Here is a 16,979-nt window from a genome sequence, read left to right as displayed (position 1 = left end):
GATGTTGCTCACAGGTTGTACTGCTTGCGTTTGCGGTACAGGGTCGAGGCATCGATGCCCAGCGTTTTCGCTGCCTGGTCCAAAGTTCCTGCGGTGGCCAGCACGGCGCCGATATGGGCTTTTTCCAGCTCATCCAGGCTCAGCGCGGCACCCACTCGCGGCGAGTTATTCGCCGGTTGTTCGGCCATGCCCAAGTGAACGATCTCGACGCGCTCCTGTGGACAAATAATGCTCGCCCGCTCCACCACGTTACGCAGCTCTCGAATATTGCCCGGCCATCGGTAGCTGAGCAGCGCTTCCCGGGCCTCATCGCTGAAACCCCGCGCCGGTCGTGCATATTCCTTGACGAAACGGGCCAGGAAACGATCAGCGAGGGTCAGGATGTCTTCGCTGCGTTCGCGCAGCGGCGGCAGGTGCAAGGTGATGACGTTCAGGCGATAGAGCAAATCTTCGCGGAAACGTCCGTCGCGGACCATGTCTTCAAGATTAAGGTTGGTGGCCGCAAGGATCCGCACATCGGCGCGTCGAGTGACTGGGTCGCCGACCCGCTCGTATTCCTTGTCCTGGATGAAACGCAGTAACTTGGGTTGCAACGTCAGCGGAAAGTCGCCGATCTCGTCGAGAAACAACGTGCCGCCATCAGCCTGGTTAACCCGACCCAGCGTACTTTCACTGGCACCGGTGAACGCGCCACGGCTGTGGCCGAACAGTTCGCTTTCCATCAATTCGGCGGTCAGCGATGGGCAGTTGATGGTGACGCAGGATTTCTTCTCGCGCTTGCTCCAGCCGTGAATCGCCCGAGCCAGTTCACCTTTACCTGTCCCGGACTCACCGAGGATCAGGATATTGGCGTCGGTGCCGGCCACTTGGCGGGCCGTCTCAAGCACAACTTTCATCGCCGGGCTGTGGGAATCCAGGCCATCCTTGGTTTTACGCACTTCGCCTTCGAGGGCCTCCAGACGCGCCGAGAGCTGGCGCACTTCCAGTTGCTTGGCGGTGGCCAGACGCAATTGATCCGGGCTGCAGGGTTTGACCAGGTAATCGGCGGCGCCGGCCTGAATCGCATCGACGGCGGTATCCACAGCGGAATGCGCGGTGACGATAACGACCCGCATCCACGGCGCCTGAATACGCATCTGCGCCAATACATCGAGGCCATTGTCCTCACCCAGGCGCAAATCCAGGAAGCACAGGTCGAACACCTGACGCTGCAACAGTGCATCGGCCTGGGCGGCGCTGTTGGCGGTGGCGACGGTATAGCCTTCGTCTTCGAGGCAATAACGGAAGGTACGAAGGATGGCGGACTCATCGTCTACCAGCAGAATGCGGCCTTGATGCTCAGTGGCTGATTCCATTTTCCTACGCTCCTTACTGAATGATTTTGGTTAGTCCCGAGAAAATCGGGCAAGTTGCATGGTTGATTCTGATCCATTCCAGCCCCGGCAGTGTAGCTATCTGCTGCCCTTCTCGTTAATTGGCTGATTTCGTTGGTTTTTTACGAAAAATCCAACATTTCGACGTTTGCCTGCTTGAACGTCTGACATCTGCGCCCTCCTCGCAATTCAAAAAATTTGAAAGTTCCTCTGAATCTTTCGTGCATTACGCACGACCGTCAGGGCCCCATCGTGCAGGATGCGTGTGGAACGATTTTCACCACAACCATAACTATCTGATTTTATTGAGTTTTTTTCATTCAAAAAGCTGGCATGCAGACTGCAATAGTCTGATTAACGCCAGGGCATTCACGGAATGAGCGCCCTCAACAAGACGACCACTCAGGTGGAGGAGCTACAGGATGAATCGCCAACGTGCCGCCCAATTGCGTATCTCGCCACTGCACATCCAGCAGGGTTTGTTCGCGATGCTCGCTCTTACGATCACATTGATCGGTGGCCAGCAGTTCGCCCGTTGGGAGCAGAGCCAGCAGCCAGAGGCGCCACGCCTGTCGATTCAACACGCCACCCAGACCCACTTCAGCGCCGTCAGCAGCAAACTCGCCGACAGCGCCCCAATGCGAATGATGGACGTCGACCAGGCTCAGCCTGTGGATCAGATGCCGCGTCAGGAACGTTGGGTGTTCTAAAGAACCGAACTTGGCGCGACTGATGCGCCGGGAAAAGCACCACCAGACATACCTTTAAATAGAAACGTAAGGAGAATCACCATGTTGAGCTGGGCAATTACATTCTTGATCATTGCCATCATCGCCGCCGTACTGGGCTTCGGTGGTATCGCGGGCACCGCCACGGGTATCGCCAAGATTCTCTTTGTCGTGTTCCTGGTGATGTTTGTTGCTTCGTTCTTCTTCGGCCGTCGCGGTCGAGGCTGAATATGAGCGTTCTGTTTAAGACACTGGCAGCCGCCCTGCTTCTGGGCGGTAGTGCCATGGCGATGGCGGCCAATGATGGCCAGACGCGGGCCAACGAGTTGCTGAACTCTGACCCGCAGTACCGTGAAACCTGGACCAAAGTCGTGAAGAAGGAAGAACGACTGCCGGAATGGGTGATGAACCTCACGGGCGATGCCGAACAAATGAATGCTGTCCAGGAGGATGGCGACAAGTATCTGGTCGGGCCGCTGTGCGAAGCACAACAGTCATGCCTGAACAAACGCTTGATCGTGGCATTCAGTTTCGACAAAAAGGACGCCTACGCGATGCTGGTCGAAGTGCCTGCGGGCTTGCCCGCCGACAAATCACCCACGCGACATGCCGACTACCGCTTCCTCGGGAAGCCGAATCAGGGCATGCAGGACTTGTTGATGGAACAACTCAAGAAAGATCCGAACTGGTACTGAGTTTGAAACACGAGAGGAGCAGCCTTGCTTCTCTCCAGTGCGCCACCCGAGGAAGGCAGGCGCATGACCAAGGGGTCGGGACGCTTTGACTGCTTCAGGGTCGGAGTGACCTACGGGCACATGGAGTGCTTGCGCAAGGGCCGGGTCAGGTCAGTAAAGCTGCGACGCAAGTTCGCCGGCCCTCAGCGGCTCGACGGACTTGCGAAGAGCTTCAACGTGCAAAACGTTGATCTAGAGCACTTCGCTTGTTCCCTTCTGCTGCATATTCCCCGCAAAACCGTTTCGCGGTGTTTCTTCACGACCGTATATCGAGAAACCTCCGACTTTCGTCGCGGGAGTTTTCGCTATCAAACGTGGGCTTTTTCCCAAGTTTTGCCATGAATTCAACTGTTTAAAAAACAACCAACCTGCTCTGAAATGGCCGGTTCACGGCACTTATGCCTGCCGAAATGTCGTATTCGAACCGGTTGGGACGCCAGTTTCATTTGAAAAAGCTCATGCCGATTCGGCATAGGGTAGGCGTTTACGGCATTAGACGTCGCTTCCTTGCATCGGAATAGTTGCGCCTTTTTTCGCCTGCCGAAGAGCCGTAATTACGCGCTTGCGGGGCACCTTATACGGGGGCAGATGCACAGACTTTTCCGCCACTGAGCGTTCCAGTTCGCGCATCTGCCCGAGTCAAACTGAAGTAAGGGTAATGATATGAAGAAGGCAAAGCTTAGCCTCGCCTGGCAGATCCTCATCGGTCTGGTATTGGGGATTGCAATCGGTGCGCTGCTCAACCATTTCAGTGCCGAAAAAGCCTGGTGGATCAGCAACGTCCTGCAACCTGCGGGCGATATCTTTATCCGTCTGATCAAGATGATCGTGATCCCGATCGTGATCTCCTCGCTGGTGGTCGGTATTGCCGGCGTCGGCGATGCGAAGAAGCTCGGGCGCATCGGTCTGAAGACCATTCTCTACTTCGAAGTCGTCACCACCATCGCCATTCTGGTCGGTCTGGTGCTGGCCAACGTGGTCCATCCGGGCACCGGCATCGACATGAGCACCCTGGGTACCGTGGATATTTCCAAGTACCAGGCGACGGCGGCCGAGGTTCAACATGAACACGCGTTCATCGAAACCATCCTCAACCTGATCCCGTCGAACATCTTCGCGGCCATGGCCCGCGGCGAGATGCTGCCGATCATCTTCTTCTCCGTATTGTTCGGCCTCGGTCTGTCGAGCCTGCAATCGGACCTGCGCGAGCCGCTGGTGAAGATGTTCCAGGGCGTCTCCGAGAGCATGTTCAAAGTCACCCACATGATTATGAACTACGCCCCGATCGGCGTGTTCGCACTGATCGCGGTGACCGTGGCCAACTTCGGTTTTGCCTCGCTGCTGCCACTGGCCAAACTGGTGGTGCTGGTTTACTTCGCCATCGCTTTCTTCGCCTTCGTGGTGCTTGGCCTGATCGCCAAGCTGTTCGGCTTCTCGGTGATCAAGCTGATGCGCATCTTCAAGGATGAGCTGGTGCTGGCTTACTCCACCGCCAGTTCCGAAACCGTGCTGCCGCGCGTGATCGAGAAGATGGAAGCCTACGGCGCGCCGAAAGCCATTTGCAGCTTCGTGGTGCCGACCGGTTACTCGTTCAACCTCGACGGTTCGACCCTGTACCAGAGCATCGCGGCGATCTTCATTGCCCAGCTCTACGGCATCGACCTGTCGATCAGCCAGCAACTGCTGCTGGTGCTGACCCTGATGGTCACCTCCAAAGGCATCGCCGGCGTACCGGGCGTGTCCTTCGTGGTGCTGCTGGCCACCTTGGGCAGCGTGGGTATTCCGCTGGAAGGCCTGGCGTTCATCGCCGGTGTCGACCGCATCATGGACATGGCGCGTACCGCACTGAACGTGATTGGTAATGCCTTGGCCGTACTGGTCATCTCCCGCTGGGAAGGCATGTACGACGACGCCAAGGGCGAGCGCTACTGGAACTCCCTGCCGCACTGGCGCAGCAAGGAAAAATTGCCGGCCGGTGAAATCTCCAAGGGCTGATGCATAACCCTGTGGGACTGCTTTATGTGGGAGCGAGCCTGCTCGCGAAGAGGCCGGCACATTCAACACCTGAGTTGACTGACCCGACGCTTTCGCGAGCAGGCTCGCTCCCACAGTGGATTGAAGCCAGCCCATAGAATTGGGTTCGGCCCGCGCGATGCAGCGTCAAAACAAACCCCGGAGAAATCCGGGGTTTGTCGTTTCTGGCGACCCCGCTATCATTCGCCGCATTCTTCGGGGGATTTAACTGATGCTCAATGGCCTGTGGCTTGGCTTCTTCATCGTGGCAGCCGTGTCGGCAATGGCGCAGTGGCTGATCGGCGGCAATGCCGGGATCTTCGCAGCGATGGTGGAAAGCATCTTCGCCATGGCCAAGCTGTCGGTGGAGGTCATGGTCCTGCTGTTCGGCACCCTGACCCTGTGGCTGGGCTTCCTGCGGATCGCCGAGAAGGCCGGGATCGTCGAGTGGCTGGCCAAGGCGCTGGGCCCGTTGTTCCTGCGCCTGATGCCTGAAGTCCCGGCGGGGCACCCGGCCATCGGCCTGATCACCCTGAACTTCGCCGCCAACGGCCTGGGCCTGGACAACGCCGCGACGCCGATCGGCCTCAAGGCCATGAAGGCGCTGCAAGAGCTCAACCCCAGCGCCACCATCGCCAGCAACGCGCAAATCCTGTTTCTGGTGCTCAACGCCTCGTCCCTGACCCTGCTGCCGGTGACGATCTTCATGTACCGCGCCCAGCAAGGTGCGCCGGATCCGACGCTGGTGTTCTTGCCAATCCTGCTCGCCACCAGTTGCTCGACCATCGTCGGCCTGTTGTCCGTGGCATTCATGCAACGCCTGCGCCTGTGGGACCCGGTGGTGCTTGCGTATCTGATTCCCGGTGCGTTGGCACTGGGTGCCTTCATGGCGCTGCTGGCGACGCTCTCAGCCACGGCGTTGGCCGGGCTGTCCTCGATCCTCGGCAACCTGACGCTGTTCGGGCTGATCATGGTGTTCCTGATCATTGGCGCGATGCGCAAAGTGAAGGTCTACGAAGCGTTTGTCGAAGGCGCCAAAGAAGGCTTCGACGTGGCGAAGAATCTGCTGCCATACCTGGTGGCGATGCTCTGCGCGGTGGGCGTACTGCGGGCGTCCGGCGCGCTGGACTTCGGCCTGGACGGGATTCGGCACCTGGTGGAGTGGGCCGGTTGGGACACGCGCTTTGTCGATGCGCTGCCGACAGCGATGGTCAAGCCATTCTCCGGCAGCGCCGCCCGCGCCATGCTGATCGAAACCATGAAGACTTCCGGGGTCGACAGCTTCCCGGCGCTGGTGGCGGCGACGATTCAGGGCAGTACCGAAACCACGTTCTATGTATTGGCGGTGTACTTCGGCGCGGTGGGGATCCAGCGGGCGCGACATGCGGTGGGCTGTGCGTTGCTGGCGGAACTGGCCGGGGTGCTTGGTGCGATCGGGGTTTGCTACTGGTTCTTTGGTTAACCACAAAACCACTGTGGAGCAAAGAATCCTGTGGGAGCGAGCCTGCTCGCGAAAGCGGTGTGTCATTCAATGAAGATGTTGAATGTACCGGCGCCTTCGCGAGCAGGCTCGCTCCCACATTGGGGTTTGTGTTGGGTTCAGGGTCTGAGTGGCGGGGCGACTTTCTGTCCTTGTTCCACCGTCCAGGCCACCACCTGCGCGGTCAATTGATCGCTGGCCTGGCCAAACCCGGCCACCACCGACGGCACCTTCACGTCGCTCAGCGGTTGGCGCACTTCAAAGCGGTGGCTGGCGAGGATTCGCTGGTCATAACCGCGCACCAACAACGCATCCAGGCGCACCACCACACTCGCGTTCGAGCCCTGATATTCGGTCTGGAACGCTTGCAGGTTGCCGCCCAGCTCCAGATCCGCCTGGAAGTTGCTGTCATCGGTGCTCAACAACGACACCCGACCATCACGCTGAAAACCATCCAGCAGACGGTTACGCAGCAACACCGGCGCCGGATCGCTCCAGCGCGACGCTTTGTAGCTGCTGATCAAATCACCCTGCGGGATCACCGCGATTTTCGGACTGTTCAACGCTTCGCTGGCCTGAGGCTTGGCGAGGCGCAGCGACCAATGCTGCGGCGTGCCACGGCTGGCCGCTGCGCCGCTCTGGGTCGAGGGTAAGCGATAGACATCGGATGGCTCGGCCTTGGGCAAAATCGAGCAGGCGCTGACCAGCGCAAAACCGGCGAGGAGGGCGAGGTGAATCAGCTTCATGGCGTGAATTCCTTGTTCTTGTCGCTGCCCAGCAGGTAACCGCTGGGGTTGGCTTCCAGTCGCTGGGAAATCGCCCGCAGCGAACTCAGGGTGTCGCGCAATTCACGCACCGCCGGCGCCAGGCCATTAAGGCCCTGCATGCCGCTGTTGAGGGAGTCCTGATTGGTGGTCAGCAGTTTGTCGATGGTCGCGGTGGTCTGTTCCAGTGACTTCATCGCCTGCCCGGCGCTGCCAAACATCTGCTTGCCCTGATCGTTGAGCAAACCGTTGGCATTGCGCATCAGCGCGGTGGTTTGCTCAAGGGTGGCGCTGGCCTGTTTACCGATCGAGGCCAGTTGCTGCATGGCCTGGCGGATATCGCCGCGCTGCTCGGCGATGGTGCCGGTGGTTTGCTCCAAGTGCTCAAGAGTCTTGCTGATGCGCTCGACGTTGTCCGCCGAAAACATCTGATTGGCGTTGTGCATCAGCGTGCTCACGCCGGCCATCAGGTCGTTGCTGTCATTCAGCAGCCGGGCGATAGGCGAGGGCGCGGCGATGATGGTCGGCAACTCGCCGTCCTTGCCCCGCAGCTTGGGACTTTGCGGCGTACCGCCACTGAGCTGGATGATCGAGGTGCCAGTGATCCCGGTCAGCGCCAGTTTGGCTTCAGTGTCTTCCTTGATCGGCGTGTCGCCACCGAGGCGAATCCGCGCCAGTACCCGGCGCGGGTCTTTCGGGTCCAGGCGCAGGCTGACCACATCGCCGACCTTGATCCCGCTGTACTGTACGGCGCTGCCCTTGGACAAACCGCTGACCGCCTCGTTGAAGACGATTTCGTAATCCTTGAACTCGGTGTCGACGCTGGACTTGGCCAGCCACAAGCCGAAGAGCAGGGCGCCCGCCACCACAATCACGGTGAACAGGCCGATCAATACATGATGGGCTCGGGTTTCCATGTCAGACCTCGTTTAACTGTTGGGCGGCCGTCAGCGCCGCGCGGCCGCGAGGGCCATGGAAGTATTCGTGAATCCACGGATCGTCGGTTTCCGACACCTTGTCGATGGCGTCTGCCACCAACACTTTTTTCTGCGCCAGCACCGCCACCCGGTCGGTGATGGTGTAGAGCGTGTCGAGGTCGTGGGTCACCAGGAAAACGCTCAGGCCCAGGGCATCGCGCAGGGTCAGGATCAGTTGATCGAAAGCGGCGGCGCCAATCGGGTCGAGGCCGGCGGTGGGTTCGTCGAGGAACAGGATGTCCGGGTCCAGCGCCAACGCCCGGGCCAACGCCGCACGCTTGATCATGCCGCCGGACAGGGACGCGGGGTATTTGTCCGCCGCCGACAACGGCAGCCCGGCCAACGCCAGTTTCACCGCCGCCAGGTGCTCGGCGTCTGCACGGCTGAGTCCGGCGTGTTCGATCAGGGGCAGGGCGACGTTCTCGGTCACGGTCAGTGAAGAGAACAACGCGCCTTTCTGGAACAGCACGCCAAAGCGCCGTTCGACCATCGAACGTTCATGCTCGGAGAGCGTCGGCAGGTTCTTGCCGAAGACTTTCACCACGCCTTCGCTGGGCTGGCGCAAGCCGACGATGCTGCGCAGCAACACCGATTTGCCGCTGCCGGAGCCGCCGACCACCGCGAGGATTTCGCCTTTGTACAAATCCAGGTCGAGGTTCTCGTGCACGCTCTGGCTTCCAAACCGGTTGCACAGCCCACGGACTTCGATCACCGCCTCGGAAGGCGCTCGGGGTAGACGACTCACCAGCCTATCTCCATGAAAAACAGCGCGGCCACGGCATCCAGCACGATCACCACGAAAATCGACTGGACCACGCTGGACGTGGTGTGGGCGCCAACGGATTCAGCGCTGCCGCTGACTTTGAAGCCTTCAAGGCAACCGATGGCGGCGATCAGGAACGCGAAGATCGGCGCTTTGACGATCCCCACCAGAAAATGCTGAACGCCAATGTCGGTTTGCAGCAGCGAGAGGAACATCGCCGGCGAAATCCCCAGCGACACCGCGCACACCACGCCGCCACCAACGATCCCGGAGATCATCGCCAGAAAGGTCAGCATCGGCAGCGCCACCAGCAGCGCCAGGACGCGCGGCACCACCAGCAGCTCCATCGGATCGAGGCCCAAGGTGCGGATCGCGTCGATTTCTTCGTTGGCCTTCATCGAACCGATCTGCGCGGTGAATGCACTCGCGGTGCGCCCGGCCATCAGGATCGCGGTGAGCAACACGCCGAATTCGCGCAGGAACGAGAACGCCACCAGGTCGACGGTGAAAATACTCGCACCGAAGCTTGCCAGCACCGTCGCCCCGAGAAACGCCACCACCGCGCCCACCAGAAAGGTCAGCAAGGCAACGATGGGCGCGGCGTCGAGGCCAGTCTGTTCGATGTGCGCGACCATCGGCGTGATGCGCCAGCGCTTGGGCCGGAACAGCCCACGGGCGATGGTTTCGAGGATCAGGCCAACGAAGCCCAACAGTTGCAGAGTGTCTTGCCAGACTGTGTCAACGGCACGACCGATGCGGGTCAGCAATTGAATGCCGACGCCGATCTCCGGCTCCTTGAGCGGGACGCAGAAGTCGCTCAGCGAGCAGTAGACGGTTTGCAGCAACGCGCGATCGGCGTTGGAGAGGGTGCATTCGGGGTGTTCGGCGGAGCGGCCGAGGCGTTCGGAACCGAGCAACTCCACGAGCAACGAAGCGCCAGCGGTGTCGAGCGCACCGAGGCCATTTAGATCGATGTGGGTGCTGTCGTCGTACTGGCCGCGAAGCTTGTCGCCCAGGCGCTTGAGGTCAGCGTAATGGGCAAGCGTCCAGTCACCCGTGACCCGCAATTGTGCAGGGGTGTGCGAGGTGTCTAACTGGGCATTACCGGCCAATGTGTTGCTGGTCATAAGCTCCGTGCTTGTTCGGCTGTTACGCAGAGCTACGTAATAGCACGAACCGCATTACTTTTCTTTGGTCGGTGTGCTGTCCTTGACCACGAAGCGCAGCACGCCGATCACCTGGCCGTCTTCGGTCAACACGCGGACCTGCCATTTACCCGCCGGGTTGCCGGGGAAGTTCTGCTTGTGGGTCCAGGCCCGGTAGCCTTCCTTGCGCCCGCCATGGATATCCAGCGGGATGCGGTCGACTTCCTGGCCGTTGAACTGCCAGACGTGGTAAATCCGCTCATCCAGACCGCGCGGCGCGTTGATCGCGGTGTAGGCGTAGAGCCCTCCGCCGCGAATCTGCTCGGCACTGACTTCATCCAGGCTGTCGCCGGGAGTGCGGTCCTGCATTTCAGTGCTAATGGCCACGTCGGTCATCCACAGCGTGGCCGGCGGCACCCACGAACGCAGGACCCAACCGAGGGCGCCAATGCCCAGCGTGATACTGAGAATCGCCAAGGCGTTGCGCACGGTGCGTATCGGGAAGATCGACGCCAGGCTCGGGAACGACAACAACACCGAGATGCCCAGGGCCAGTTTGAAGCTCTGGGACGTGGTCAGGTGCAGGATGACGGGCAGGGCGGTGAGCAGGGCGGCGAACAGGGTCAGGGTGTGCAACGCCAGAAACGCCCAGCGCCGTGGCGCCAGCCATTTGTAGTAGAGCGGGTCGGTGATGGAAATCAGCGCCGCGATGCTCAACAACCCGGTGAAAAACAGTTGGCCGCTGTTCCAGGTGGTGGTGATGAAGAAAAACGGCAGGACGAAAAACAGGCTTTCCTGGTGAATCATCTGCGTCGCATAACGCAGCAACGGCTGGGGGATTTCGCGTTTGAACACCCGAGTGAACAGCTGCGTCAGGCTGTTTTCCAGCATCAGCCAGACCCAACTGATCAGCATGATGGTAGTGATCCACGTCGCCAGGCCCTGTTGGCGATCCACCAGCATGAAGCTGCCGACACCCGAGACAAAACCACCGAGCGCAATCACCCCGGGATAGCGCTTCATCAATTCGAGGACGCGCTGGACGATGAGGGGCAGGTTAGGCATTCGGCGGTTCACACTAATCGTAGGAAAAATCCTCGACAGGGTAGCGCTGGCGAGTCCGTGTGGCGAGAGAACTGCGTTCGACTCATGTACTCATGTAGCAGCTGCGTTTGACTCATGTAGCAGCTGCCGAGGCACGAGGCTGCGTTCGGCTGCGAAGCAGTCGTAAAACCTTAGCACGCAATCTTCCTGAATCACCGCGTCGCCTGATCTCGCGACTGCTTCGCAGCCGAACGCAGGCTTCGCCAGCTGCTACACAGGTCGCTGTGCCCGGTGGTGAACACGCCAGGCGAGCAACCCAAGAAGCATCAACCCAAATACCCCAGCAATCGCCCACAACAACTGGTCATCACTGATCAACGGCTTCTCGATCCGCAAATACCCCGGCTGCAGCAGCAACTCGCGCATGGCCTTGTTCGCTTCTTCCAGGGTTACGCCTTGCAGTTCCTTGGCCGGGTCGGTGAAGCGACCGTCCTCATAATCGCCCAGGGCACCCCAATAATAATCGGCCAAGGCGCTGTTACCTTGAACGGCCCACGACTGACGGGCGATGGCGGCTTGCTTGAGGCGGTCAAAGGTCTCGACATCGAGGCCATTCTTGAGCAACTCGGCTTTCATGTCCTCCAGCACTTGCTCGGCTTCGGCGACGTTTTCGCGCTCAAGGTCGGCATTCAGGCTCATGAAACCGACGCTACCGAATAACTCGCGCTCAGCCCAAGGGCCATAGGACAAACCATGGGCCAAGCGCATCTGCCGATACAGCGCCCAATCCAGATAATCCTTGAGCAGGTCGAAAGTCTGGTCCGGTATGTCTTCCAGCACCGGTTCCGGGACCAGCCAGTGCAATTTCGCGCCGCCACCGACAAACCCGTGAATCAGGCTGCGTTCATGGGCGGCGCTGGCGTTGATTTCCGGCAGCGGCAAATGGTCGGTGGGATCGACCGCTTCAAGCGCGCCATAAGCCCGTTCCAGATAGGCCGGCAGCAGCTTGTCGAGGTCGCCGACCACGATCAGGGTCATGTTATTCGGCGCGTACCAAGCCTTGCGCACCGTCTCCAGTTGCTCGCTGGTCAGGTGACCGACTTCCGCACGCTCGGGGCATTTGAGGCCCAGTTCCACGGCAAGTTGATTACTGGCGGTGTGGCCCAGGTCCTGACGATCCATCCAGCGCTGCAAGTGCGAGTAGTGACCGCCGTCTTCGCGCTCGACCACTTGCTTGGCGGCGTTGATCGCGTTGTCGTCGATGCGGGTCTGGGTCAGCAGCGCCAGCAGCAGGTCGAGGACCTTGCGCTGGTTTTTCGCCGGGGCTTCGATGACGAACGTGGTGTCGGCGTTGCTGGTGTAGGCGTTCCATTCACCGCCCAGCGCCTGCATGCGTTCCTCCAGACCACCTTCGCCGCTGGCGTCGATGCCGCTGAACAGCAAGTGTTCGAGCAGGTGTGGCAGCTCTTTGTCAGCGCATTTGAAGTCATCGAAACCGACGCCAACCACCAGGCGAATCGCCACGTGCCCGCGATCGGTGCCGGGCTTGAGCATCAATTGCAGACCGTTGGGCAGCGCATAGCCTTCGACCTGGAAACGATCCAGGGCAAACGAAGGAAATGAACCGAGCAACAGACAGGCGAATAACAGACAACGCATAACGAGCTTCCAGGCAACCAATCGGAGATCCGTACCGTCAGTCAGGGCCTCTTCGCGAGCAGGCTCGCTCCCACAAATGAACTGCATTCCTCTGTGGGAGCGAGCCTGCTCGCGAAGAAACCTTCAAGCTGAACCACTGTTACTGACTGGCCACAACCCCAGACGTTCAAGGCGAATGTGTGATGTCCGCCAAATCGTCAGCCGCCAGCGCCCCGGTGTCGGCGGTTTCCAGGACTGCGTAGGCGCTGCTGCAAAACAGCGAATTCAGGCGTTTCATGTCGGCAATCAGCTCCAGGTGCAGCGAACTGGTTTCGATACTTTGCACGATCTTACGTTGCAATCGGCTGACATGAGCATGGGCCAAGCGGCGTTCCTGTGCGCGAAAGCGACGTTTCTCACGCAGCAACTGACGCGCACTTTCCGGGTCGCTGCTGAGGAATACCGACAACCCCAGGCGCAGGTTGGAAATCAACTGACTGTGCAGCCCCGCCAGTTCTTCAAGGCCCACCTCGGAAAACGATCGGCGTTGCGAGGTCTTCTGCTGCTGGACCTTGCGCAGCATGCGTTCGATCAGGTCGCTGGCGAGTTTGAGGTTGATCGCCAGTTCGATGATTTCCGCCCAACGGCGGCTGTCCTGATCACTGAGGTCTTCGCGGGGCATCTGCGCCAGATAGAGCTTGATCGCGCTGTACAGCGCCTCGACATCATCGGTCAGGCGGCGCATTTCCTGGGTTACGGCGGTCTGTTTGCCGCGCAGCACGTCGAGCATGGCTTCGAGCATGTTGTCGATCAGGTCGCCGATGCGCAGGGTTTCCCGGGCGGCATTGGCCAGCGCCAGGCTGGGGGTGACCAGCGCTGTCGGATCGAGGTGCCGAGGCTTGGCCATGCCGTTGAGTTCCGGGCGTTCCGGCAACAGCCACGCGCAAAGCCTGGCCATCGGTCCGACGCTGGGCAGCAGGATCAGGCAGCGCGCGGTGTTGTAGAGCAGGTGGAAGCCGATGACCATTTCCTGCGAGCTGAAGTCCAGGCTGTCGATCCAGTGCACCAGCGGGTCGAGCACCGGGATGATCAGCAGCAAGCCGATCAGCTTATACAACAGGCTGCCCAGCGCCACTTGGCGGCCGGCCGCGTTTTGCATGCTGGTGCTCATGAACGCCAGCACACCGCTGCCGATATTGGCGCCGATCACCAGGCCAATGGCGACCGGCAGACTGATCACACCGGCACCGGCCAGGGTCGCGGTCAGCAGCACGGCCGCCAGGCTGGAGTAGGAAATCATCGCGAACAGCGCGCCAATCAGCGCATCGAGCAGGATGTCGCCGGTCAGGGAGGCGAAGATCACCTTCACTCCCTGGGCGTGGGTGATCGGTGCGGCGGCTTCGACGATCAGTTGCAGCGCCAGGATGATCAGCCCCAGGCCGATCGCCACCCGGCCCATCTGCCCGACCCGCGTCTGTTTGCGCGACAGGAAGAAAATCACCCCGAGAAAGATCAGCAGCGGCGACAGCCATGACAGGTCAAACGTCAGCACCCGCGCCATCAGCGCCGTACCGACATCGGCGCCGAGCATGGTTGCCAGGGCCGGGGTCAGCGCCATCAGGCCCTGACCGACGAAGGAAGTGACGAGCATCGCCGTGGCGTTGCTGCTCTGGACCATGGCGGTCACGACGATGCCGGCGATGAACGCCAAGCCACGCTTGGACATGTTCTGGCCAATCACATGGCGCAGGTTGGAACCGTAGACCCGCAGGATGCCGGTTCGGACGATGTGCGTGCCCCAGATCAGCAAGGTCACGGCAGATAGCAAATTGAGCAGGGTCAGCATGCTGGGCCCCCTGTGGTGGTAGCGTCCCAAAGGGACAAGTTGACGGTACCGCGCGACGTTCTACGTTCTGTACTTAAGCTGTAGTTGGCTAACGGTCTGGGCGCCAGCATCGCATAGCTAAAGAAGTGATTGAAACAAAACTGTCATAAAAACAGCTTGATTCGATTGAGAAAAAGCACCGCAAAACAAATGTGGGAGCGGGCTTGCTCGCGAAAGCGTCGTATCAGGCAACATTGATGTCGACTGATATTCCGCCTTCGCGAGCAAGCCCGCTCCCACAGGGTTTGCAGGGCTACAGCAATCGGTTTACTGCCCAGGAATGTCCTTGCGCAGTTTCACCGGGTCCTGCTGTTTTTTCTTTTTCGCGATCGCGGTGCGCATCTTGATGTTGATCGCTTCCACCGCCAGCGAGAATGCCATGGCGAAGTAGACGTAGCCTTTTGGCACGTGCACATCGAAGGATTCGGCAATCAGCACCGTACCAACGATCAACAGGAACGACAGCGCCAGCATCTTCAGCGACGGGTGCTTGTCGATGAATTCGCTGATGGTGCCCGACGCCCACATCATCACCAGTACGGCGACGATGATCGCCGCGACCATGACCGGTACGTGGGACACCATGCCGACGGCGGTGATCACCGAGTCCAGCGAGAACACGATGTCGATGATCGCGATCTGGATGATCGTGTAGAGGAAGTTGCCGCCCTTGCCACCCGGCTCTTCGCCGGTTTCGTCTTCGCCTTCCAGCGCGTGGTACATCTCTTGCGAGCTCTTCCACAGCAGGAACAGACCACCGAAGAACAGAATCAGGTCACGCCCGGAAATCCCCTGGCCGAACACTTCGAACAGGTCGGCAGTCAGGCGCATGACCCAAGTGATCGACAGCAGCAACAGGATCCGCGTGACCATGGCCAGCGCCAGGCCGAAAATCCGGGTACGCGCCTGCATATGCTTGGGCATACGGCTGACCAGGATCGAGATCATGATGATGTTATCGATGCCCAGGACGATCTCCAGGGCAGTCAGGGTGAAGAAGGCAACCCAGATTTCAGGGTTGGTCAGCCATTCCATTTTTTTTCCTTTGAGCGAGTGTTAAACCACAAAGGGCCCGGGCTTCATCTGCAAAGCCTGGACCCGCCATGGTGAGTCTTGGGCTTACAGCGTGCTGAATACCGGGAAGATCCCCATCAGCAACGCTGCAACCAGTATGCATATGCACACCAGCACAGCCCACTTGAGGGTAAAGCGCTGGTGATCACCAAATTCGATACCGGCCAGGGCCACCAACAGGTAGGTCGATGGAACCAGCGGGCTCAGCAAGTGGACGGGCTGACCGACGATCGAGGCACGTGCCATCTCTACGGCGGTTATACCGTAGTGACTGGCGGCTTCGGCAAGTACCGGTAACACGCCGTAATAAAATGCATCGTTCGACATGAAGAAGGTGAACGGCATGCTCACCAACGCCGTAATCACGGCCAGGTACGGGCCGAGGAAATCCGGGATCACCGCCAGCAGGCTTTTCGACATCGCATCGACCATGCCGGTGCCCGACAGGATACCGGTGAAGATACCCGCCGCGAAGATCAAACCGACCACTGCCAGCACGCTACCGGCGTGAGCCGCCACGCGATCCTTCTGCTGTTGCAGGCAAGGATAGTTGACGATCATCGCGATACTGAACGCCACCATGAACAACACAGGCAGCGGCAACAGGCCGGCGATCAGGGTGCACATCAGGGCAATGGTCAACGCGCCGTTGAACCAGATCAGCTTCGGACGACGGGCATCCGGGAACTGCGAAACGCTGATTTCGCTGTGGTCCACTTCGTCGCCAGCCAGGTGCAATTCACCCAGGCGAGCACGCTCGCGCTTACCGTAGAAGTAGGCAATCGCCAGGATCGCCACCACGCCGGCCAGCATTGCCGGAATCATCGGCACGAAAATGTCGGACGGGTCCACGTGCAGCGCACTCGCGGCACGGGCCGTCGGGCCGCCCCACGGGGTCATGTTCATCACGCCGCCGGCGAGGATGATCAGGCCAGCCATGATTCGCGGGCTCATGCCGATGCGGCTGTAGAGCGGCAGCATGGCGGCCACGCAGATCATATAAGTGGTCGCGCCGTCACCATCGAGGGAGACAACGAGCGCCAGAACGGCGGTGCCGACCGAAACTTTCAACGGGTCGCCCTTGACCAGTTTGAGAATCTTGCGCACGGCCGGGTCGAACAGGCCGGAGTCGATCATCAGGGCGAAGTACAGAATGGCGAACATCAGCATCACGCCGGTCGGCGCAAGCTTGGTGATGCCTTCGAGCATCATTGGGCCGATCTTCGGTGCAAAACCGCCGAACAGGGCAAAGATGATTGGAATAATGATCAAAGCGATCAGCGCGGACAGGCGCTTGGTCATGATCAGGAACATGAACGTGATGACCATGGCGAAGCCAAGGAAAGTCAGCATGGGAATAC

At 59.9% G+C, this 16,979-nt stretch carries 15 protein-coding genes; 5 read left to right on the top strand and 10 right to left on the bottom strand.

From position 1 onward, the window contains the following. Positions 1-8: 8 nt before the first annotated feature. Entirely contained in the window at positions 9-1,355 is a 1,347-nt protein-coding gene (algB, locus tag LOY68_RS00240; RefSeq protein WP_054048028.1) for a sigma-54-dependent response regulator transcription factor AlgB, read from the bottom strand. 440 nt (positions 1,356-1,795) lie between these two features. On the opposite strand from algB, the gene LOY68_RS00235 reads away from it, so the two are divergent. From LOY68_RS00235 to LOY68_RS00215, 5 genes are all read left to right on the top strand, one after another. Further along, positions 1,796-2,083 carry a hypothetical protein gene (locus LOY68_RS00235; protein ID WP_163910498.1) on the top strand — a complete coding sequence of 96 codons (288 nt, stop codon included), beginning with the start codon at positions 1,796-1,798 and terminating at the stop codon, positions 2,081-2,083. Between the two features lie 81 nt (positions 2,084-2,164). Further along, positions 2,165-2,329, top strand: a complete 165-nt coding sequence (locus tag LOY68_RS00230) for a DUF1328 domain-containing protein (RefSeq protein ID WP_008002172.1) — start codon at positions 2,165-2,167, stop codon at positions 2,327-2,329. 2 nt (positions 2,330-2,331) lie between these two features. Continuing rightward, positions 2,332-2,796, top strand: a complete 465-nt coding sequence (locus tag LOY68_RS00225) for an inhibitor of vertebrate lysozyme family protein (protein WP_163910499.1) — start codon at positions 2,332-2,334, stop codon at positions 2,794-2,796. Between the two features lie 702 nt (positions 2,797-3,498). Further along, positions 3,499-4,830: a glutamate/aspartate:proton symporter GltP gene (gltP, locus tag LOY68_RS00220; protein WP_054048036.1), complete on the top strand. Its 1,332-nt coding sequence runs from the start codon at positions 3,499-3,501 to the stop codon at positions 4,828-4,830. A gap of 250 nt (positions 4,831-5,080) precedes the next feature. Further along, positions 5,081-6,310 (top strand): nucleoside recognition domain-containing protein, encoded by a 1,230-nt coding sequence (locus tag LOY68_RS00215; RefSeq protein ID WP_265042349.1) that lies wholly within the window; start codon positions 5,081-5,083, stop codon positions 6,308-6,310. A 137-nt stretch (positions 6,311-6,447) separates the two neighbouring features. Here the strand turns inward: LOY68_RS00215 and LOY68_RS00205 are convergent, their stop codons facing one another. The 9 genes from LOY68_RS00205 to LOY68_RS00165 form a co-directional block, all read right to left on the bottom strand. Beyond that, positions 6,448-7,074 carry an ABC-type transport auxiliary lipoprotein family protein gene (locus LOY68_RS00205; protein WP_265042347.1) on the bottom strand — a complete coding sequence of 209 codons (627 nt, stop codon included), beginning with the start codon at positions 7,072-7,074 and terminating at the stop codon, positions 6,448-6,450. After that, entirely contained in the window at positions 7,071-8,009 is a 939-nt protein-coding gene (locus LOY68_RS00200) for an MlaD family protein (RefSeq protein ID WP_163910501.1), read from the bottom strand. The genes LOY68_RS00205 and LOY68_RS00200 overlap by 4 nt, the downstream gene beginning before the upstream one ends. A gap of 1 nt (position 8,010) precedes the next feature. After that, the gene (locus LOY68_RS00195; protein ID WP_054048044.1) at positions 8,011-8,814 is read right to left on the bottom strand and encodes an ABC transporter ATP-binding protein; all 804 of its coding nucleotides are present in this window, start codon (positions 8,812-8,814) and stop codon (positions 8,011-8,013) included. Further along, a complete protein-coding gene (locus tag LOY68_RS00190) occupies positions 8,811-9,959 on the bottom strand; it encodes an ABC transporter permease (RefSeq protein ID WP_163910502.1) in 1,149 nt (382 codons plus the stop codon). The genes LOY68_RS00195 and LOY68_RS00190 overlap by 4 nt, the downstream gene beginning before the upstream one ends. 54 nt (positions 9,960-10,013) lie before the next feature. Continuing rightward, entirely contained in the window at positions 10,014-11,042 is a 1,029-nt protein-coding gene (locus tag LOY68_RS00185) for a DUF5924 family protein (RefSeq protein ID WP_054048048.1), read from the bottom strand. A gap of 249 nt (positions 11,043-11,291) precedes the next feature. Further along, a complete protein-coding gene (locus LOY68_RS00180) occupies positions 11,292-12,680 on the bottom strand; it encodes a M16 family metallopeptidase (RefSeq protein WP_265042344.1) in 1,389 nt (462 codons plus the stop codon). 166 nt (positions 12,681-12,846) lie between these two features. Beyond that, a complete protein-coding gene (locus LOY68_RS00175) occupies positions 12,847-14,505 on the bottom strand; it encodes a Na/Pi cotransporter family protein (RefSeq protein ID WP_265042342.1) in 1,659 nt (552 codons plus the stop codon). A 306-nt stretch (positions 14,506-14,811) separates the two neighbouring features. Continuing rightward, a complete protein-coding gene (locus LOY68_RS00170; protein WP_163910506.1) occupies positions 14,812-15,579 on the bottom strand; it encodes a TerC family protein in 768 nt (255 codons plus the stop codon). Between the two features lie 84 nt (positions 15,580-15,663). Further along, positions 15,664-16,971, bottom strand: coding sequence for a CitMHS family transporter (locus LOY68_RS00165; RefSeq protein ID WP_163910507.1), 1,308 nt, complete (start codon positions 16,969-16,971; stop codon positions 15,664-15,666). Positions 16,972-16,979 lie beyond the last annotated feature (8 nt).

The sequence above is a fragment of the Pseudomonas sp. B21-053 genome (assembly GCF_026016365.1).
Taxonomy (GTDB): Bacteria; Pseudomonadota; Gammaproteobacteria; order Pseudomonadales; family Pseudomonadaceae; genus Aquipseudomonas; species Aquipseudomonas nunensis.
This window is presented reverse-complemented; position numbering and strand designations above follow the sequence as displayed.